The following is a 21,709-nucleotide window of genomic DNA, read 5'->3' on the forward strand; positions in this document are numbered from 1 at the left end:
AAGGCTGCAGATGCAGCCTTCAAAGATAATAAAAATTGTTTAAAAAAATAAAGGCTCATGGATTCTTGTGAAACAGAGCACCCTTCTTTTTGCAGATTCATTTTTTCATCCGATCATACGCAATGCCTTCATTTCGGATGTTAAAGTAATCGAAAGAAACATCAAAGGGCGTATCCGGTTTGGTTGTATCAGAATCAAACCAGAAGGTGCTGGTCATGCTCTGGGTGATGATGCCGTCACAGGCAATCAGGCCGGCTTTGATATCGCGAAGCATGGCATCGGCGCTCCCCAGCAAATGATACTCTTTTCCGTTTAGTGAATAATAGGCGGTGTACAACGCACCCTTTTTGCTGAGCCTGAGGTATAGAGGCTGATCGGCGGTAATCATCTCCTTCAGGTCTATCGAGGCTACCGACCGGGCAATGTCGTTCTCTTCTACCAGCATGTCGATGGTTCCCGGCTGTACATCTCTCTGGCGTGTGGTTTTGATCACCGCTCGGAGCATCAGCTTGACAAAGTTATGATCGTCCTGCCAGGCAATAATCCCTGCATTTTCGGGTTGTGACGGTACCCGGGAGCAGTTCAGTTTTGTTTCTATCGTCCAGTCGTTGTTGGCACTTTGCAAAAGCAAATTGCGAGCATCGTTGCTGTTTTCGGAGACATCCCCCTTCTCGGTGGTGATGGTGAGCGATCCCGGATGGGATGTGAAGGAATGGTTGTTGCTGTTTTCTCTGATCCACTCCCATTGTGTGCCAAGTTGGATTTCGTTGAAGTCATCACTCACAGAGGAGTGGTCGAAATTCAGATAGTAGCTGTTAGCCTCCCTCGTTTGATAGTCTACAAAACGTACGATGGCCGTACCCGGTACTGCTGTGGCCTGTTCAACCTCCACTCCTGTTGTTTCACTTGCAGCCATCGCTTCCACCAACGGAAGGGCCGACCGCTCCTTCATCAGGAAGCTGTATGCCTTCACCTCCGGGTCGAATACCTTAAGTGGTTTTCCGTTCACCTTGATAGATGCGGGTGTCAGGTCGGGGATCACCTTGACCGGATAACTGTCAGATGCTGTGGTGCCGTTGTAGGTAGCATAGGCAAAGATGGAGGCAACGCCGGCACGGTGAGCCGTGATCTTTCCATCGCTGTCGACGCTCACCACCGATGGGTCGTTGCTTTTGTAGCGGATTTGCAGCTGATCGGGTGCGACAAAGCTATCGTCTTTTAATGTGGCAGACAGGCGGGTTTGGGCAGTCTCTCCCGGTTGCAGGATCATCTTGTCCGATTCGGCAACGACTGTTTCCAGTGTAGCTCTGAATTGTCCCTCCATCACCGCTTCCACGCTGCCTCTGATATCCCGCGAGGAGGCTCCGATTTCGAAAGTATAGGTTCCCTGCTCGAATGTGATGCTGTTGTTCACTTCATCCCAGTACCACAGATCGGCACAGTCGATGTCGATGGAGACAGTTCTGGTCTGTCCCGCAGGGATAGTGACTCTTTTGAATCCTTTCAACCGCTTGAGGGGACGTCCCTTTACCCCTGCATCGGGTGTTTTCAGATAGACCTGTACAATTTCGTCGCCATCCATCTCTCCGCTGTTGGTGACATCTGTGGTGATGGTGATCCGGTCATAGGGGGTGATTTCTTTTTTGTTGATGGTAAAATCCTTGTATTCAAATGAAGTGTAAGAGAGCCCATAACCAAACTCGTAAGAGACCTCTTTGTCGAAATACCAGTAGGTCCTGCCGTTTTTGTTTGCATCGCTCCTCAGCGTATAGTCACCGAACTGGGGTAAATCCTTTACGGACCGGTACCAGGTGACGCTGCTCTTGCCGCCGGGATTGACCGCTCCGAAGAGAATTTGTGCCATGGCCGTACCTTGCGCCTGTCCGTTGTAGCCGGTGTAGATCATGCCGGGAATGTTCGGATTCTGTTTGAGCTCTTCCACCTCCACCATACCCATTGTTTGCATCACCACGATGGTGTTGGGGTTCACCGACGCTACCGATTGAATCAGTTGTATCTGATTTCCCGGTAGGGAGAGCGAAAACCGATCCGATTCTTCTCTGCCGGTATTTTGATCGGTCCCAACAAAAATGATTGCCACATCGGCAGCGGCCACCTTCTCAAGCGCCTCCCGGCTGATCGACTCGGATTGCGGTTCCCGAAATACAAAATAAAGATCCTGAGGGCCTGCAATCCCCAGTGTGTTCACCTTTACCGGGATCGTCACTCCTCTCCCGAATGAGCGAGCACCCGCCGGACTCTCAATGGTTTGTGAAGCAATGATGTTGCCGGTGGCTGCACCTACTCTCACCTCCAGGATCCCGCCGTTTTGTGCCACGTTCAGATTTAGGATGAGCGAATCCAGACGCGTCATGTCGATGTTGTGGTAAGCTGTCCAATCACCGTCTTTGATTCCCTGTAGTGTCAAATTTCCGAACCTCTCCGTGGCAATGATTCCGGGAGCAGCGGCATCGAAGGCGGTGGCGTTATACTCCTGGCTTTCTCCATTGTTTTTGCGGGTGATAAAGCTACGCAGTACAAAAAAGTCTGTTCTTCGGCTGGTGTTACCGCCTTCTGCGTAAAACAGTTCGATGGGCAGGTTGTGCTCTCTGATATAATTGTGGAGTCCCTGCAGATGAGAAATACTCAAGTGCTTCTCCACCGGACCGGAGTAATCACCCAGCTCCACCCTGTCGGCTTGTGGTCCCAGCACCGCAATCGTACGAATCTTGTCGGGTCGGAGGGGGAGTGCTTTCGTACCGGTGGCGGTCACTGTCTCATTCTTCAGCAGCACAGGACTTTTTGTGGCAATTTCCAGGGCCAGGTCGTTGTGTGCTGGATCGTTGATGATATCTGGCCTGAGCCTGGAATAGGGCACGATAGCGGGGGGATCAAACTCGCCCAGCCGCATGCGGATGGTGATCATGTTGATCAATGCCCTGTCAATATCAGCCATGGTGATTAACCCACGGTTCAATGCTTCCAGGGCATTGCTCTGGTATTCTCCACCACAATCCGAATCTACCCCGGCCTTCAGGCCGGCGGCAGTAGCCTCAACACCGTCTTTCAGAAAGTGATGACCCTGAAAGATATCGGAGATCGCCCCACAGTCGCCCGTCACATAACCCTTCATTCCGTATGTCTTTCTGGCAATGGAGTCGACCAGGAAGATGCTGGCAGATACCGGTGTTCCGTTTACGGCATTGTAAGCCGTCATGATGGAAGGGAGATTCTCCTTCTCAATCAGCGACTTGTAGGGGCTGAGATAGAACTCGCGCATATCCCGTTCATCGAGCTCCGAGTTGCCGTTATGACGGTTGTACTCGGTGTTGTTGGCAATATAGTGCTTGCCGGTCGGCACCGTTTTGAGATACCTGGGATCATCGCCCATCATCCCTTTCACAAAGCCACTTGCCAGTGCGGAAACCAGGAAGGGGTCCTCGCTGTAGCTCTCGGCGGTACGGCCCCAGCGTGGGTCTCTGGCCGGTTCAATTACGGGTGACCAGTAGGTGAGAGTGAAGATTCGCTCATTGTTGAATCCCCGAGCCTCATCTGCAATCACGGAAGCCTCTTTTTGAATCAGTTCCGGATCCCAGGTGCTGCCCACGGCAATGCTGTTGGGAAATGAGGTGGCAGTCATCCCGGCATTGTTGTTTCGGCCTACTACCCCGTGTAGTGCCTCGCCCCACACATCGTATTTGTTGATACCCAGGCGGGGTACCGGTGACATGGTGTTTCCCAGCAGCGTCTGTTTCTCCTCTGGTGTTAGTCGCGAGACAAGGTCAGCCGCTCTCTCTTCAAATGTGTAGGAGGTGTTGAGATAAATAGGCTGCTCGTTGGCTCTGCCCGGGATTTGGGCCGGCGAAAGGATGGTAAAAAGAACCAGCAGGCAACTGCTGACGACAGTCTGCCTTATGGTGTTGTTAACCTGTGTTCTGTGTTTCATCTTGTTTGTCTTTTTTGTTTGTGGTGACCGGTGTGCGAATTCACCGTTGCTCTTTTCTTATGCGATACTTTTTTCCCGCATCCGTCATAAGATCGTACTCATATACTTTCCGTAGATTACTATTTTCAGCCACAACAGCCTCTTCACTGATCAGGGGCGCTTTTACCGCTGCTTTTTGAAAAAGGGGATTTGGGTTTTTGCCCGAGGCAGCTACAAGCCCCTTCCCTTCCAGTGGTACATAGGAGCGGATACGCAGGTTCCCTCCTAGCTTTGAGATAAATGTGGCCTGTTGCATTTCACCCTCCTTCCATTGCATGCTTACTTCAAACCCTCCGCGGGCAAGAATGCCCGAAACAGAGCCGTTGTCCCATACCTCCGGCAGTGCCGGCAACAGGTGAACGGCCTCATCGTGACTCTGTACAAGCATTTCAGCCACACCTGCCGTTAGTCCGAAATTTCCATCGATCTGAAAGGGAGGGTGTGCTGTGAACAGGTTGGGATAGGTTCTTCCATTCCTGTGTTCGCCGGCGCCGGCCAGTGTCAGCATGTTTTGTATGATTTTGTAGGCATGATTTCCATCAAGAAGGCGGGCCCAGAGGTTTACTTTCCAGCCGATGGACCAGCCTGTAGCCTGATCACCGCGATAAATCAGCGACATTTTTGCAGCATCAAACAGTTCCGGGGTGGTATAGGGGGAAATCTGATTCCCCGGATAGAGACCATATAGATGAGAGACATGGCGGTGTTCGTTTTTGGGGTCGTCCACATCTTCCAACCACTCCTGTAGCTGGGAATGTTTGCCAATCTGCATGGGAGGCAGCTTGTCTGCCATATCCCGCAACTGCCTGCTGTATTGTGGATCCCTGCCCAGAAGATCGTTTGCTGTCGCTGTACGCGTAAAAAGATCAAAGAGGAGCTGGTTATCCATCGTGGTGCCTGCCGTCACGGGACCTTGTTCCGGCGACACGGAAGGGCTCACCACCATCCATCCATTATCGGGATGTTTTATCAGTGTGGAAAGGAAAAAGTCGGAAGCCCCTTTCATCACAGGGAAATATCTGTCTAAAAGTTTTTTATTGCCCGTAAACAGGTAATGTTCCCACAGATGCTGGCAAAGCCAGGCACCTCCGGTAGGCCACATCCCCGCAGCAGCAAAGTCCACCGGTCCGGTGATTCTCCACAGGTCGGTATTGTGGTGTACCACCCACCCGTCGGCATTGTACATGGTTCGAGCGGTTTGTTGACCGGTGTGACTCAACTCTTCAATCATCCGGAACAGTGGTTCGTGGGTCTCTGACAGATTGGTCACTTCTGCCGGCCAGTAATTCATTTCGGCATTGATATTGAGCGTGTATTTGCTGTCCCATGCCGGATAGATGGAGTTGCACCATATGCCCTGCAGGTTTGCCGGTTGTCCCCCAGGTTGAGAAGAGGAGATGAGCAGGTAGCGGCCGAATTGGGTCAGCAACGCCACTAACGCCGGATCCTGTGTTTCCTTGAAGGCAGCGATTCTTTGCGTTGTTGTCATCGCAGTGTTGTGGTGCAACTGGCCCAGATCGAGTTTGAAACGGTGAAACTGTCTGCTATAAAGGTTGATATGTCTTTTCAAGGCATCCTGATACTTCTTCTTTGAGGCAGCTTCCAGCAACCCGGATGCCGTTGTGGCAGGATCCCTGTCGAGTGCGTTGTAATCGCGGAAGTTGGTGCCAATTGAGATATATACAATCGCTTCCGTTGCATTGGTCACACGGATTCTGTTCCCGATGACTTCCACCTTTCCCTCTTTCTGCTCAATTCCTGTATGTATTTCATAGTCAATTTTGCCCGGGATGCCTTCGTGGTCGCCCCCCCGGCCTCTAAGCACCAGCCTGTTGTCCCTCTTTTCGACAGAGTGTTGCGAAGGGTTCTGGTAGGTAGCATCAAAATTGAGACTCCTTTTTTTGTCAGCCGTAAGGCGCATGATGATCACATCATCGGCAAAGGAGGAAAACAGTTCTCGTGTGAAGGTAACACCGTTAACCGTATACCGGGTGGTGGCGACAGCTTTGTTCAGGTCGAGTTCCCGGTAATAGTCCCGCACATCCTGGTGATCTTCAAAATGGAGCAACAGACTGCCGGCAGTCTGGTAAGGCATACCATGGGGACCGCCAAAAAAAGTTTCGTTGATCAGTTTATCGGCCTCACCGTTTTTTTTCTGAAAAATTAACTTCTGCACTTCCGGTAATGCATTGGCTGCTTTGGGGTTGTCGTTTCGGTGGGGCGATCCTCCCCAGATGGTCTCTTCGTTCAGTTGTATTTCTTCTCGCTGTGGAGAGCCGTAGACCATTGCTCCCAGCCTTGAGTTACCTAACGGGAGGGCTTCCTCCCAAACGGAAGCCGGTGTGTTGTACCACAACTTCAGCTCCTGTGCCGGTAGATGAATCGAAAAAAGGAAAAACAGTGTCGAGAAAAATAAGTGTATCCTGTTCATAAGATATGTTGTTGTATTTATTTGATTATTGCTACAAACCCACCACGAGGCGCACAATCCACTCCTATGATGGCAGGGAAATCAGACAGGTTGGATCCCTCTTCAATTGTGAAACTCCTTTCTTCGGCCCCGTCTTTGAAAAGGGTGATTGTTTTGTTTGTCCCGGACAACACGGCTGTCCGGAAAGACAGTGTCTGGGGTGCATCGGTGCCGTTGAGTCCGCCAATATACCAGGTATGTCCTTTTCGTCGTGCCAGCACGACCGACTCACCCGGGTAGCCGGCGAGCAGCTTTGTCTCATCCCACGATGTTGGCAAACTGGAGAGAAACTCTTTGACAGGTTCCGGAAGGGAACAATAGGATTCAGGACGGTCCGGCATGTGTTGCAGTGCCGACTCGAAAACAACTGTCAGTGCCAACTCATGACCGTGGGAGGTGATGTGAGGATGCTGAGAATCGCTAAAGGTGCCGGGAGTATAATCCATCGGGCCCACCACGTTCCTGGTGAAAGGCAGCGTTGTATTGTGTTTTGCTGCCCTGTCTGTCAGGATCGGCCTGTTGTTGTACCATTCTGCTCCGTAAACCGCCTCCACGGTCATCATATGGGGGTAGGTCCTTTGCCATCCCCGTGGGAGTGTAGCACCATGGAAGTTGATCAAGAGCCTGTGGTCGATAGCGTCTTCCAGCAGGTCGATGTAGTAATTCATCTCCTCATGTCCGTCGCCGTTGAAGAAGTCGACCTTGATGCCGGATACGCCCATCTCTTTCAGTTTCCGGTATTCGTTGATCCTGCTCTCTTTTCCGTTCAGTACATACAGGGGACCCGGTGCCCCTTCACCATTCCAGCTGGTAGATGAGTTGTACCACAACAGGGTTTTGATCCCCTTTGCAGCTGCATATTGTACAGCATCATTGACAGTGCCGCCGTTGCGCATCTCATTCCATTTCCAGTCGATCAGGTTGTAAGGCCAGTTCATCTCTGCGGCCAGATCGATATACTTCTTTACAATTTGGTAATCGTTCGATCCATTGTTGTAAGCCCAGTATATCCAGGCTACAGGCCCCGGGCTGATCCAGCCGGTGTCGGCTACTTTTGATTGTTCCGATACATCTGTAACCAGCGTTGACTCGACAATATCAGCCAGACTTCCGATGATCAACACCCGCCATGGCGACAACCATGTACCCCGGACGGGAAGTGCCTTGTCGGCCAGCAGTACGCGATATGCGCTGCTGTTGGCGGCATTGTTCAGTTGCGATCCGCACTGCCCCCGCTGTATATTTGCTTCGGTGATCAGGACAAAGATGGAGTCGGCCGGTTCCAGCAGCATTGGATAAGACCAATGGCTGTTGCTCCTTTGCTGGAGAGTTTCCGGTTCGGAAATCCCGCTTTGGGTGAGTGTGTAGAATCCTTCGTAGTCGATCCGGCTGGGTTGGCTCCATCGTTTGATTCCCTCCGCAATTGGATAGGTGGTCGCTTCCTCCGCAATTTTTTCCTGCTCCGCGATGCTGCTAAACCGGTACCGGAAGGCAACGCCATCGTTGTAAGCTCGTACAATGAGATCCATCGTTTCACCTTTTGGGTTTTCGAAACTGTATATCCGTTCAAATGCGTGGTTGCTGCAGAGTCTTTTTTTACCGGTAATCATGGTGTACTCTTCCACGACCTCCGAAGGGGATGAAGCAGAAATAAGCCTCATGCTGTCGGTCAGGTTCTGGCTGTCTGTTTTGAGTCCCGTGAGCAGATTTTCAAAGAGTGTATGGTTGTTGCCATTATTGTTGTAGGTGATGGTCAGGGAAGGCTGGCCAAATGCGTTCCCCTTTGTGACATGTACCTCGGCCGTGATCTTCCCGTTTGGTGAGGCAACATGGCTCTGACCGTTTGCACAGGGTGTGATGAAGGCAAGTAAGAGTGCCAGTTGTATAAATCGTTGCATTTAATTTTTCCTTATTCTTTCAATTTAATCGTATACTTTTTTGTTTTCCGGAATAGTCGATTGTGACACCTTTTTCAGTCTTGCCGTTCTCTGTGGTGTTGACAGGATCTACCCGTACCAGCCGGAAACTCCTGGTTTGCTCCATCCCGGGAAAAGCACCTTTTCTGTCTCCGACTGTAAAGGTGGCTTCCGCATCATTCCATTGCAGCTCAATGGTACTATATTGCCCCTGTTCGTAGTGGTAATTATTCCCTTCGTCCTCATAGAGTGTGAAGCTGGCGTCTCCGCCAGGATAGATCCGAATCTCCACTGGGTCGTCGGTATGCTGAGACGTGAATTGTTTGACGGGACCCATCGGGATGATGGAGCCTGCTTTGACAAATAACGGAATGGAGGAGAGGTCGACCGGAATCTCCACATTCACTCCTCCCTGCCACTTTTTTCCGCTTCGGAAGTCAATCCACCCTTTCTTATGCGCAGGAAGATACAGAGACCACTGTTTGGTTCCTGGTTCGGTGATCGGTACCACAAGGATCGATGGGCCGAACATAAACTGATGTTTTTGTTCCAGCGCTATCCGGTCATGAGCAAAGTCCATCACCAGGGGACGCATCAGCGTGGAACCGTTGAAGCTGACACGCGATGATTCCGAGTAAATATAAGGGAGCAGCCGGTAACGCAGATCCAGAAATTTCGAAACCACCTTTTCCACTTCTTCGCCATATCGCCAGGGTTCTGTGTTGCTCATGTATCCGTGTACCCTTAGCAAAGGAAAAAAGGTGGCGGTCTGGAACCAGCGGATAAATAGTTCGTGATAGCCGGGGTTGGAATATTGGTCGCCGGGTCGGAAAAAACCACCCGCATCATAAGTCCACCAGGGAAGACCGGTACTCATCTGTCCCAGTCCTGCGGTGATCTGGCGCCGCAACGTCTCCCAATCATGTCCCACGTCTCCCGACCAGGTGGCCGTGGCATACCGTTGCATGCCGGAAAAAGCGCTTCGGGTGAGAATGAAGGCGCGTCTCTGTGCGGGATCATCTTTACGCAGTCCTTCATAAACCGTCCTGTTCACATAGAGTGGATAGACATTACGCAAGAGTTCTCCTGGCAGGGTGGCGTTGAGAATTTTTCTGTTCTGCAGATCATCATTTTCCGGTTCAGTAGCATCCAACCACCAGGCATCTATCTGGTAGGGAACCAGTCTTTCAGCAAAGTTTTTCCAGTAGAAGGAGGCTGCTTCGGGGTTGAAGAAGTCAATCCATTCACTGCCAGGAATGTAATACCCCTTTTCCTCCATCTCTTTGCCCAGCTGGGACTGTTTGTCGATTTTCGACCAGACAGAAATCATCATGCGCATGTTCATGTCATGCAGCTGGCGCACCATGCCGGCCGGGTCGGGATAACGATCCTCGTCAAAGCGCATGGCGTTCCAGCCATGTTTTCCCCAGTATTGCCAGTCCTGTACAATCACATCGACGGGTAGACCCTTACTGCGAAAGGTGCGTGCATTTTCCAGCAGTTCCTCCTGTGTGTGAAAACGTTCCCGGCAATGAATATAGCCAAATGCCCAGAGTGGCAGCATTGGTGCTGGTCCTGTCAACTCCCGGTAACTGGCAATGACCTCATCTCCGGAACCGGCAAAGACGGTATAATCGAGAGCTTGAGCCACCGGGGAAAAGAATACGGTCTCATCGGAAACAGCTCTCCAGAAAAGCATAGGACGGTCATTCTGTTCTCCCTCAACGGTAACCTCGTGCCTGCCTGCCGTAAGTTCAGCGAGAAGGGAAGTTGTGGGGGGCAGCCAGATATTATTCACATCCACCAATGTGTCGCCGTCAATGACAAGGTGATGCTTGCGGGCCATCGGTTGTCCCACATCGAGCAGCAGAGCATACCTGCCGGCAGCGGGAACATTCAGTGTGGCCGTAAAGCGATTCATATTCCTGGTCTCACGTCTGTTGCCGCTCGTACCTGTAGCGTCTACTGTAAAGGTCTCCGTCCGGTCATGATTGCGTATCAGCGGCAGGGCGTTTTCAGCAGGATTGAATTCTGTAAGCCCGTAATTGTTCCATAAAAGGCCGTATCCTTTATTAGAAAGAATAAAGGGGACAGATATCTGGCTGTTTACCTGCGTGAGCCTTCGGGGCAGGCCCTTGATGTTCAGGTGTCCGTCCTGAAATTGCCCGGTTCCAAACAGATATTCGTCCGGTGGTGAGATAAACCGTTGCGTAACATTAAACACCGGGATTTGATCAAGGGTGTCCGGCACCATGATGCGCCCTCCGGCTTTTTCTTTCAGTATCACATTTCCCTTATGGTCCAGAAAAGAAAGGATGTTTTTTTTCTTGTTATAAACTGCAGTGATCTTATTCATTACCAGTCTGATCGCTTCCGTATCTTCTCTGACCTTATATGGGGGCGTCGCAACCGATTCCGTATAGACAATATCTTCCGGGTATAGATCTGCACCCGGTTGCCGGTATCTGATGCGGAGGGCATTGTCGTTCAGCGGTTCAAGGGTCAGTACGCCTCCGTCTATCTGTATGTTAACCTGGTTGCCGGTATCACTATACGGAAATTTTTCTGGAGAGGTAAACGAAAGTAGTGTAAAATAGCCGATAAGCAGCAATGTGGATTTATAAAAGGACATTTTAAAAAATTAAGTTTATTGCGCACAATTCTTTTTTAGCTTACTTGTTCAGGATGACAAGCATCTGTTTAGCATAACGCTCACCCAGCATCCTGTAGCCTTCGCTGGAGAAGTGCAGCCGGTCCGGCCCTGCCTTACATCCTGCGGAAGAGATGACATAACTGTAGGGTATTACTTCGGGCAACGTCTGAATGATTTCGTTCATCGATGCACAGACCCCCTCCTGATCGGCATGCACCACCTCCCCTGCGAGCAGAGGAATCGAGTTGGGGGGGAGTCCCACATCTTCAAGGAGGCTGTCATACACTTTTTTCACCTTTTGGGGCCACTCTTTGTCGCCGGTGTTGGATTCTCCCTGATGCAGCAGGATCCCTTTAATGATGCCTCCTTTTTGTTGGGCAACATTGGCCATATCCACCAGGCGCTGATAGGGGTTTCCATCATACTCGGCCACCATATTCTTTAGCCAGCCGGGTGAGGTGGAAACGTAATCCTGATAGTTATCTTTGTCGAAAAGCTCAATTTTACAACCTCCTACTGCTACGTTGATTACTCCCACCCTGATGTGAGAGGGAAGTACAGCGGTCATTGCCCTTCCAAAAAAGTCGACAGGCCCGAGGCCGGTATGACAACGCACCAGGGGAGGAGTGGCTTTGTACCACTCCCCTTTTGTCCGTCCCTGATCGGGACAATCGATTGTCTGGAGTACCCTGAAACGTTCGTCGATGCCGATGGTGTCTTCGGCAGTGAAGCGCACATGTCCCTCCATATTCGACTGGCCCAGACAAAGGTAAACATGCAGTTCCTCTTTGTTTTCTGCCGTTGCGGCTTTTTTACCTGAACAGCCTGCACTCATCAGGATGATGACGAGACTGGCTAACGGAAACAATATTTTTGTACGCATAGTTTTGTGTGTTTTGTGTAAACTTAAATTATTTCAATTGCATGCTTTGACTTTTGTAGCGGATTGTCCGTTGCCGGGACCAACAATATCCCCTCCTTAGTCGTTTGTAAATGCAATCCGGTATGTTTTGACAACACCGTTGAAGTCAAAATCGACACTGGCAGTGCCTGTGGGTGAATCAGCCTGCGTTATGTTCACTTTTACCTTCTTGTGGTCCGACGAGGCAGTAACCGTGGGAGCGTTTCCTGTTCCGAAAGGAAGCTTGAAGGTGGTTTCGTACTGATTGTATCCCACAATGCCATTGGCATTGGTGGACCTAACCGGTGTTTTGGGGAGCTCCACTTTTTTGCCATTCACTGCAATGGTGACTGATGGAACCACCGGCGGAGTGAGCTTCTTCTTCTTTGCGCTGAAACCCAGTCCAATTAAGTCGAAGAGTTCTGTCGACCCTTCCCCTTCTGCTACCAGGAAGATGGCATGCTTTTTATCAAGATGATCCACAAACCGGGATACATCTACTGTAAATTGGGTCGTTTCCTGCACTGCGTTAGCAGGGACAACAATTTCCCCAATTTTTGTTCCTTTCCAGGTTTCGTTCTCCCACGGACCATCGAGCCACACGTTGACCTTGAACGATTTCGATGTTTTGGGTGTCAGAAACAGGTTGAAGGCTGTTTTGTTTCCTTTTTGGGTACCCTTGAAGGCTTTCAGCCCCTTAGTATCTTTTTTGAGTCCGCCAAAACCGAAATACTTGTAGCCAATGATATGGCCGTTCTTCACGTTGCCAATGGGCATATGATTGTCCCAGATATCCCATGAATCCTGTTGGATACCACTATCGGACAGATAACACGCATATCCGGCCGAGTAGTATTGATAGGGGTCAAGGCCGTAGAGGTGAAATCCTTCCGAGGTGACTTCTGCTCCCTTGTATTCTTTACCCTTGCTGTCTTTGACGTTCCAGACATGGTCGCTGGCATAAGGATCGTATGCTCTGATGGTGACCATTCCTCCTTCCGACACCGGTTTTTCATCCCAGTTCACGGTGAGGGGTGCCACCATTGCCTGTCGTGCAAATCCGAAACCTCTTGGAGGCCTGTGATAAAAGACATACCACTGATCGTTGATCAATTCGATGCTGCCATGTGTGTTGTGACCGGCATAGGATGTTTCAATGGCCGATCCATCTTTGTTCAACACCGGTGCTCTGGAGTCGACCAACACGCCGCCGCTCCTCCAGGGACCCAACGGCGAGTCGCCCACGGCATAGCGCAGCGTAGAGTTGGAGCTACCCACACCGTATTCCGGCCCGGAATATCCGCTAAAAACTGTGATAAACTTGTTCCCCACTTTGCGGATGGAGGATGCTTCAAAAAAGTTAAATGTTTTGAGATCCTGATCAGGAAATATCTGTGGGTATTTGGTGCCCTCAGGATCGCGTATCACGCCGTATCTTGCACTGGCAGGAATGAAGTAGCTGATTACTTCTGTCCCCGGCCTGAGTGAATACATGGTATTCTGATCCAGCTGGGCTGCCAATGATCTTTGAAAACCCCAGTATGCGTACGCTCTGAAGCCGATCTCATAATCCGGATCATTCGGATCGGTTACATATTCAACATAAACAGCAGGGTCAAAGCCCAGAATGCTACCCTCGACGGTTCTTGTGCCGTCTTCGGTCAGATTAATGGGGGTAAAAGGTCCGTCGGGCCGGCTTCCTTTGGCGACCATTGCTTCCCTGCGTGGTCCGCGGCTGTGCGGATAGAGGTAATACTCTTTTGTGCCATCCTTCTTTTTCACTTCCACCAGGTCCGGAGCATACATCACGTCCCATTGATCGTTGACAGTATAGGTGAATACAGGACCTTCGTCACGCCACAGGGAAAGGTCCTCCACAGGTGCCGACCAGATCCTGATGTCCGGACCGCAGTAACTGGTAAACCGCACATCGTGTGAACCAATGATGTAAGCGCGGTATCTGCCTGGATTGTCGGGATCTTCAAAAACACGGGGTTCCCCATCGGGCAGATGCTCCCAGAGCGGAAGATAAGGGTTTCCCGCTCCATGGTGTACGAACTTTTTTTGTGCCTTGCTCTGCGGGTAAGGGTTGTTTTGTCCCAATCCCACAACAGTGGAAAAGATGAACAGCGTGATACTCAGTAAAATTAACTTCTTGTTTTTTGGAGAAAATCGTAAATTCTTCATCAATGTTAAATTATTATGTGATACAATCATTTTATGTTTACTCATTTGTTTCACCGGTTCATCTTGTCCGGGATCTTGCGGTTACTTTCCGGGGGGCCCAGGTAGCTGGGTTTCAATCCGCCGGTGTTGATCAGGACTTTCTGCAATACGATCCCCGGGTCCAGCACGCGATAACGGAGGGTGTGAATGCCCGGGGTGTCGATGGTGTGGGTGGTGGCAGATCTGATGAGGTGTTCAGCCTGCCATTGTCCCAGCTCACCGCGATAATGGCCATTGAAGTTGATACGCTGCGGCGTCTCACCGTCGAAGGAAACCTCGTAGCGCAAACCTTTGTTATCGTTGAAATTCAGGGTGGGGGCCAGCAACAGCTGTAGCTCTATCTCCCCGGTGGTTTCAAAGACGATGTCATACTCCAGGTAAAGATTCTCACCGGGAGAGGGGTAGCCATTTTGTGGTAAGGTGGTTATGCCGGAGAGGGTTTTGCCGAAGTGGGGAATCACCTCCCAGTGGATGTCGCCGGCATCCTGATAGCGGGTGAAATTCTCCGCCTCAATGGAGACATACCCGTTTTGTTCCAGATATATTTTGTCAAAGTCAGCCTCCTCCGGGGTGACACGGGTAACCCGGGGCATGATGTTGCGAGGCGGCTCCTGCCAGGAGAAGTAGCCGATGCGGGTCTGATCCATCATGTGCATCCATTTTCCGCCGGCAATGGCTGTGTTGTACTCCACCTGCAACAGCGAGTCGCGGACAAAGCACTCTTTCACCACGTCGGCATACCGGTTGGCCCGCAAATCTTTTTGTGCTGCCAGCTGCCGGTTCATCGCCACAGCGTAATACATCTCGTAGAGGTTGCTGCAGGCATTGACCGGGTAGAGCACCAGCTGGTAATAGGCATCCTTGTATTTATCTGGCAATTGAGCATATAGCCTGAATGCATCGAGAGCCAGGGCACGGTACTCGTTTACCACTCTTTCAAACTCACCGTAGTTTTCCAGACTGTAGGTACGTTCGTTCAACAGTTCCGGTGTAACTCTCCTGTTGTATTTCGCGTAGTAGGTGAGGATGCGGGCAATTTCTTCAGCATGCGATGTGCCAAATTGTTGGGCAGCCCATTGTTTTGTATGGTTCATTAGATTTTTCGGGTTAAACCGATTTGGGTCCCAGGCCATGTCGAGGAAGAAACTGATGGGATACTCCATGGGTTTGAGGTCTCCAACGTTTACAATCCAGAGCCTGTCTACACCGTGCTCGTAAGCCAAGTTCATCTGTTCCCAGATGCGTTGAACAGGGCTTATGTTGATCCATTTGGAGTTGCGTGGAGCCCCCACGTAGTCGAAATGATAATAAATACCATATCCGCCTTCTCTGGGTTTGGCATGTATGGAGGGTAGCTTGCGTATGTTGCCCCAGTTGTCGTCGCAATAGAGCAGCGTCACATCGTCCGGTACTCTCATCCCGTGGTCATAGTAATCCTGCACCTCTTTGTACAATGCCCATACCTGTGGTGTCAGGCTTGCTTTCTTACCGGTAACCCCCTCAATAATCTTTCGTTGATCTTTTACAATCTTCTCCAGCAGTGCAATGTTCACGCTCTCTTCCATGGCTTCGTCACCGTCACCCCGCATGCCGACGGTGACGATCTTTTCCCAGTCCCTACTCCGTTGTATGCCGTATTTCCATGACTGCTTCAGTGTTTCAGCATTTAGGTTGTAGTCCCAGTTTTTGGGTAATTTGTTTCTTTGCACATACCGGTGCCAGTCTGTTTGTGCCATTGCCATGGGTTCGTGGTGTGAGGTACCCATGATAATTCCCATCTCATTCGCCAGCACTCCGTTTTGCGGATCGTCGTCGTAAAAAGCACTGCCCCACATTGCCGGCCATAGGAAGTTGCCTTTCAGGCGTAGAAGCAGTTCGAACACCTTCTCATAAAAGGCGCTGTTAAACCCGCCAAAGGTGGCGTTTGCCCATCCGCTCAGGGATGGAGCCTCGTCGTTGAGGAAAATGCCCCGGTATGCCACTGTCGGCTCCCCGTCGGTATAAACTCCTTTTTGAAAATAGAGTTGTTCTTTTTTATCTACCGGGACATCTGCCCAGTAATACCAAGGTGATACGCCCAGCTGTTTCGAAAATTCATAAATCCCGAAGATGGTTCCCCTTTTGTCGCTGCCGGCGATGACTATGGCTTCCGTAACCCCCTCACAGGGGTTTGCTACCGTTTCAATGAAAAACATCTCACGCTTTCCTTTCAGCTTCGCAGCATCAATTTTTTTCAGCCGTATCAACTCGTCGATAGCAGAACCTGTACCCACAGTGCCGATAATGACCAGCGTCATCTGATCGGGAGTAAATGAGCTGATCAGATTTGGTTTGTGGCCGGTAACTTTTTCGAAATCGCTTTGCAAATCACTTACTGCCCGCTTAATACCTTTATCGGCGTCGGGGTAAAGCAAGATAGAAGCAATCCTGCCGGTTTCACACAAGGTGATGGTGTTGTTGTTTTTTTGCGAGGTGATGAAATCTTCTGTAGCACTCATTCTACAGAAGATACATCCCACAACAGCAACCAAGGTCATGATTCTCTTGCAGTTCATATATTTCTTCCTTTTACAGCCCGTTAGCCGGGGATATAATCCGATAGTTGCCACTCAGGTGCATCCATGCAAACAACCGCAACAATCCGTCATAATAGGCATCGAAGTAGCCGTCGTCATAGGGTTCATGGCTGCTGTTCCAGAAATGATCCACAAACTCACGGCTCTTATCGTGGGAACAGACCAGCGAGACTGCAGCGGAACTGGCTACCAGCCCCAGAGAATGGCGCAGTTTCTTGTATCCGCCCGCACCCAGAATCTCACTTACCGGAGTGCCGTCCACATTATACTGATCCACGAACCGGTCCACTCCCTGTGCGTAGAGGAAATTCTGAATCTTGTGGCCATATGTCCGTTGCCATTCTTTATCTTCACATGCCCAACTGTAATCGAGGGCGATATTCATGGGTACACGCCAGGAGTCAAAACGGAAAGCATCGCCAATAATTCGCCCGCTGTTGAGGAGGGATCCGTCGTAGCGGCTATAGTCGGGATTCAACCCTGTTTCGGGATGAATGGCTTTTTGCAGGTAGGCACGGCTAATCCGGGCACACTCCCTCCAATAGTCGGCTCTCCCATCTTCAGCCCATCGTGCCCACACTTCGTAGAAGGCAGGCACATGATAGGAAGGATCCGTGAAGCCGGCTCCATAGCCTGTTGGGACAAAGGTGATGAGCTGGTGTTCGGGATGAATCAGCGGTGTCACACCGTTTTCGCCGGTTTTGTCCATGGAACTGTTGAGGATAAATTGTGCCTCCGAGAGATAGTCGATACCGGTATCGTTGCCCCAGCGGTTGGAGGCAAACAGCAGGGAGGTGATGTAATAAAATTCACCGTCGGAAGCCGGTCCCTGTGAGTTGGGGGTGCCGTCTGTCCGGCAGCTCCAGCGGAAGTACCCCTTCAAAGGTCCCTCCTGGTGCTGCATGAAATGCTTTGACCAGCGCCAGAGGCGGTCGAACATCTCTTTGTTGTCGCGCTGTACGGCAATCATCATGCCGTACGACATTCCCTCGGAGCGGACATCGTTGTTCTTGATATCGGAGATGTAGGCCATCGTGTCACCGGTTTCAAAATAAATTTTTTGCGGTCCCTCAAACAGGTCGTGGAAGGCCTCTTCCAGCTTGGCATCTATATCACGTTGTTTGTAACCCATCTCGGCGAGTAGATTGCGATACTTGCCGGTTTCGAAAGCCCCTTTATCCCAGGGCTTCTGGACTGCAGAGGCGCAGTTAGTCAACTGCATGCAACTCAATAACAAAATTATACGGAGCATCTTATTTTTCATACAACTAAAATTGTTGATTTTCAAATGTTTTTGTGTGAAACTCGCAGTGAATTATATTCTCAGATGTAACAAGTTGCATACTTGTTTCATGCAAAATTGGATGTTCAGGTTGAAACATCTATTTCTGGATCGTTTTGAGGATTGTTCATTTTCCGGTGATGCGGTCTTCAATCCGATAATAGTCAAAATCGACATATCCTCCTGTCTCTTTCGTCGAATAATGGATCAGCCCAAACCGGTAACCCATAAAGTGGGGGAGGGTATAGGCCATTTGGAGGGTATTGCCGATGGCGGTCCAGTTTACACCGTCGAGGCTGTAGAAGCAGTAGGCCTTGTCTGTCCTGTTTTTGAAGTCACATTCGATTTTCAGATGGACGCCGTTCTGTTCCAGGGGAAAAGAAGCTACCTCCACCGGTTCATCTTTTTCACCGTTGATCATCACAATTGTATAGCGGTTCTTCTCCTTCTTAACGCCTACAAAGGCATATTTCTTCTGCAGGGCAATCATTCCGGCGTAATCTCCGTTCTTCATGGAGGAAACTTCAACGAATGTGGAGGCAGCACTCTCCGGTCCGAATGTGCGCTGGGTTAATATGTTTCTCGCCTGCAGGGGTGAGTTGTCGATCCTGCTGCTGGTCAGCCGGAGGTATCCCGGTGAGTCGGAGAGCGACCAGTAGCGGTCGTCAGGATTATGGTTCCACTGCCAGCAGAGGGGCAGGGGTGCATCGCCTTCAATCCGGTTGAACTCGTCGGATGAAACGATTCCCCAAACCCCGAGCTGTTCGCTAACAGGGATGTCGAGCGTGTCGGGGACGTTGCCATTTTCTCCCAGCACCGGCCAGCCGTTTTCCCATTTCATCGGCATCAGATAGGGAATCCGCCCTACAGCCCCGTAATCACGGAACATATAGGCATACCAGTCTCCTTCCGGAGTATCGATCATGCTTCCCTGTGCTATTCCACGATCCTTCAGTACCACTTTGCCCTCGTAGGGGCCGGTGATTTCTTTGGCACGATGCACAATCACCGTGCGCATATCGTTGGGTGGCCAGGTGATGTTAAAGAGGTAATAATATCCGTTGTGTTTCACCATCTGTGACCCCTCGGCAGGGAGGCCGACTTTTTCTGATGCTACCCGGCTGGCATTGGGAATGATTACCTTGTTTATGCCGTTTTCCTTCAGCCCGGATACTTCATCCGTAAGTTCCGCAATACGGATATCGCCTGCACCGTAAATCATATAAACCTTGCCGTCGTTATCGAAGAAAAGTGTGTTGTCGTGAAGTACAGGCTCAAAGGTAGTCTCTTTCCATTCCCCTTTTTCAATGTTGTCGGTGGTGTAGACATGTGTTTTTCCCGAAGTGGAGGAAAAGGTGGAAACGTAGTAGCGTCCGTTGTGAAATCGAATGCTACTGGCCCAGGACCCGGCGCCGTAGGCATTCTTCCCGTTTTCCAGACGCAGCTTCTCGTTGTCGGCCAACCTGTCGTAGGCATAGCTGACCAGCTTCCAGTTCACCAGGTCTTTTGATTTCATGATGGGCACTCCGGGACTCATGTGCATGGTTGTACTGCTCATGTAGTAAGTGTCCCCTACGCGAACCATGGCAACATCGGGAACATCTGCCCAGATAATGGGGTTGGTTGCTTTTATTATTTTTCCCTCCTCCTCTGTGCTACTGTTGGCACAGAAAAAGTTTAACAGCAACAAGGGTATCACAAAAAGTCGTTTCATATTTTATTTTTAAGTTGGTTTATCTGTGAGATATACATCTTTGATGACGATGGGTTTTCCACCTGACGACCAGAACCCGATGATGTATATGTGCGATGGATTTAGTTTTACCTGCTGTCCGCCAATTTGCTTGTACATATTATCAAGCTCAACCACGACTTTTCGTCCGTTGCTAAAATCGTAGAGAGCAGGTTGTGACCAATAATTGTTTTCATCGAACAGGCGAAAAGAAACGCTGGCATTGTTGTCGTTGCCAAGCTCGGCGACCAGGTATTTGTAACCTGACAGGTCAACGCCTTTGTTATACCACCATCCACCAAAGCCCCACTGGCCGGTGATCAGTGTCTTTGTCTCTTCGTCGAACGTCCCTGTCGCAAAAATGGAAGGGTTGAACATCCCGACTGTCAGCGGGAAGGTGGTGGCATGGACGGTGACCGTTATTTTCCGGGTAACTCCGCCTGGCGGGGTGTAGGTAGCTGTAACCACTGCCGTTCCGTCTTTGAGGGCACTCATGATGCCGTTGTCCGCAATGCGCACCACCGACTCGTCGGAGACATGGAAACGGGTTTCTCCGGTCACATGCCGGGTGGAACCGTCGGCAAAGGTTGCCTCTGTGATCAGGTAACGCTCCCCACCCGTCAATATCTGCAAATTGTCGTTCACGCCCACAAGCTGTAAATTCGTTAATTCTCCGGCTGCACCTGTCTGTCCTTCCGCATATTCCCTGAACCAGTGATAGATGGGCCATGGGCAGGCTTCGGGGTCGTTCAGAAATGTGTATCGTCCCGGTGTACCCGCTTTGTTGGTAAATGCAGCCAGCCGGTGGCATTCGGTAAAGAGGAGCCAGCTTACATTCCCTGTCATGTCGGCAATATATTTGAAATTGGCGCCGAACCCCGCTCCACCCACCGTTCCGGTAAAGCTTTTGCCCCAGGAGGCTTCGTATTTGGCCGGTGCCCAGTCCATCTCCGTCACCATTATGGGGGCGATGTCTGCGACCGGTTTTACCTGTGCATTCCAGCCACGTTGGAAGCTTTCGTATCCGCCACCCATGGTGCCGCCCAGCTCCACGCTTGCTTCTTCGGTATCGCTGCCATACCAGCCGGGATAGGCATGTACGGCGTAACCGATGTTTGTTCCCTCCACGGGGTTCGCAGCAAAACCGCTGAAGGAAGATTGATAGGCCAGTCCGGGGACCCAGATAATGTTGTTTGCGTTTTCTCTTATCTTGTCCACAATGCGCTGGCAGAAGGTTTTCATCCGGTCGAAATGACCCTGTCCATTGCTGGCATATGTGCCATCCGGGCCTAGAATATTGATTGGTTCGTTTGCCAGTTCAAACATGATACCCGTGTTGTTTCTGATTTTTGGATGTGCTGAAACGATGCTCCATACCTGCTCAAGAAACAGGTTGTAGTCATCCCCCACGGCGATTTTTTCGGGGCTGACACCGGGAGGACGGAACACCACATAGAGACCCTTTTCATTGGCATATTCGGCCATCGGAATGAACACCTCGTTCAGGTATTTTTTAAAGCGAGTGGTGGAGAAACGCTCGTGTCCCTCGTAACGGACCGAAGGTTTGCTCGTATCGTCGCTCCAGTAAGGGTCCATGTGCATCCGGACAAAATTCATCTTCCATCCGGCAGCCAGAATGTTGTCGATCATCGTCTTGTTGTACCGGAGGCATCCCGCCACATCGTAGTTATTCCATGCATTCTGATTGAAGAAAGGACTGTAGGTTTGTGCAAACCCGTGCAGATTGATCGTCTTGCCCTGTTCGTTCTTCAGGTATCTCCCTTCAATGCGAAGCTTCGGCAACACCGGGTCGGGTTCAGCCGTCACAGGAGGATTCGGCACTGTTTCCTCTTTGTCTGTCTCTGGTAGTTGTTCAGTACAGGAGGTGAGCAGCATGCCGCAAATAGCGAAAAGAATGAATAGGTACCTCATTTACTGTATCTTATTTTTTGTGCTGATTTGGATGAA

9 protein-coding genes and 1 pseudogene are annotated in these 21,709 nt (G+C 50.6%); all 10 read right to left on the bottom strand.

Features of this window, described 5'->3' with window-relative positions; all coding sequences use genetic code 11:
* Positions 1 to 97: 97 nt before the first annotated feature.
* A complete protein-coding gene (locus B3Z75_RS00415) occupies positions 98 to 3,946 on the bottom strand; it encodes a glycoside hydrolase family 3 C-terminal domain-containing protein (protein ID WP_294066448.1) in 3,849 nt (1,282 codons plus the stop codon).
* A gap of 40 nt (positions 3,947 to 3,986) precedes the next feature.
* A complete protein-coding gene (locus tag B3Z75_RS00420; protein WP_294066451.1) occupies positions 3,987 to 6,416 on the bottom strand; it encodes a glycoside hydrolase family 95 protein in 2,430 nt (809 codons plus the stop codon).
* A 17-nt stretch (positions 6,417 to 6,433) separates the two neighbouring features.
* Positions 6,434 to 8,353, bottom strand: coding sequence for a glycoside hydrolase family 97 protein (locus B3Z75_RS00425; RefSeq protein ID WP_294066453.1), 1,920 nt, complete (start codon positions 8,351 to 8,353; stop codon positions 6,434 to 6,436).
* A gap of 19 nt (positions 8,354 to 8,372) precedes the next feature.
* A complete protein-coding gene (locus B3Z75_RS00430; RefSeq protein ID WP_294066456.1) occupies positions 8,373 to 11,003 on the bottom strand; it encodes a TIM-barrel domain-containing protein in 2,631 nt (876 codons plus the stop codon).
* A 43-nt stretch (positions 11,004 to 11,046) separates the two neighbouring features.
* Positions 11,047 to 11,859, bottom strand: a pseudogene (locus B3Z75_RS00435) (sialate O-acetylesterase); the annotation flags it as partial.
* Positions 11,860 to 12,003: 144 nt separating this feature from the next.
* The gene (locus B3Z75_RS00440) at positions 12,004 to 14,112 is read right to left on the bottom strand and encodes a hypothetical protein (protein WP_294066462.1); all 2,109 of its coding nucleotides are present in this window, start codon (positions 14,110 to 14,112) and stop codon (positions 12,004 to 12,006) included.
* A 50-nt stretch (positions 14,113 to 14,162) separates the two neighbouring features.
* Positions 14,163 to 16,706 (bottom strand): glycosyl hydrolase 115 family protein, encoded by a 2,544-nt coding sequence (locus B3Z75_RS00445; RefSeq protein WP_294066464.1) that lies wholly within the window; start codon positions 16,704 to 16,706, stop codon positions 14,163 to 14,165.
* Positions 16,707 to 16,719: 13 nt separating this feature from the next.
* Positions 16,720 to 17,949 carry a glycosyl hydrolase family 8 gene (locus B3Z75_RS00450; RefSeq protein WP_414702838.1) on the bottom strand — a complete coding sequence of 410 codons (1,230 nt, stop codon included), beginning with the start codon at positions 17,947 to 17,949 and terminating at the stop codon, positions 16,720 to 16,722.
* Positions 17,950 to 18,136: 187 nt separating this feature from the next.
* On the bottom strand, positions 18,137 to 19,723 hold the full coding sequence (locus B3Z75_RS00455; RefSeq protein WP_294066470.1) for a glycoside hydrolase 43 family protein: 1,587 nt from the start codon (positions 19,721 to 19,723) through the stop codon (positions 18,137 to 18,139).
* A gap of 9 nt (positions 19,724 to 19,732) precedes the next feature.
* Positions 19,733 to 21,673 carry a cellulase family glycosylhydrolase gene (locus B3Z75_RS00460; RefSeq protein WP_294066473.1) on the bottom strand — a complete coding sequence of 647 codons (1,941 nt, stop codon included), beginning with the start codon at positions 21,671 to 21,673 and terminating at the stop codon, positions 19,733 to 19,735.
* Between the last annotated feature and the right edge of the window lie 36 nt (positions 21,674 to 21,709).

Source organism: Proteiniphilum sp. UBA1028, from assembly GCF_002316955.1.
Taxonomy (GTDB): domain Bacteria; phylum Bacteroidota; class Bacteroidia; order Bacteroidales; family Dysgonomonadaceae; genus Proteiniphilum.

Excerpts from the sequence above, each read along its gene's own strand:
- B3Z75_RS00415 (WP_294066448.1), bottom strand. The coding sequence starts at position 3,946 with ATGAAACACAGAACACAGGTTAACAACACCATAAGGCAGACTGTCGTC.
- B3Z75_RS00430 (WP_294066456.1), bottom strand. The coding sequence starts at position 11,003 with ATGTCCTTTTATAAATCCACATTGCTGCTTATCGGCTATTTTACACTA.
- B3Z75_RS00450 (WP_414702838.1), bottom strand. The coding sequence starts at position 17,949 with ATGCAGTTGACTAACTGCGCCTCTGCAGTCCAGAAGCCCTGGGATAAA.
- B3Z75_RS00460 (WP_294066473.1), bottom strand. The coding sequence starts at position 21,673 with ATGAGGTACCTATTCATTCTTTTCGCTATTTGCGGCATGCTGCTCACC.
- B3Z75_RS00425 (WP_294066453.1), bottom strand. The coding sequence starts at position 8,353 with ATGCAACGATTTATACAACTGGCACTCTTACTTGCCTTCATCACACCC.
- B3Z75_RS00445 (WP_294066464.1), bottom strand. The coding sequence starts at position 16,706 with ATGAACTGCAAGAGAATCATGACCTTGGTTGCTGTTGTGGGATGTATC.
- B3Z75_RS00440 (WP_294066462.1), bottom strand. The coding sequence starts at position 14,112 with ATGAAGAATTTACGATTTTCTCCAAAAAACAAGAAGTTAATTTTACTG.
- B3Z75_RS00455 (WP_294066470.1), bottom strand. The coding sequence starts at position 19,723 with ATGAAACGACTTTTTGTGATACCCTTGTTGCTGTTAAACTTTTTCTGT.
- B3Z75_RS00420 (WP_294066451.1), bottom strand. The coding sequence starts at position 6,416 with ATGAACAGGATACACTTATTTTTCTCGACACTGTTTTTCCTTTTTTCG.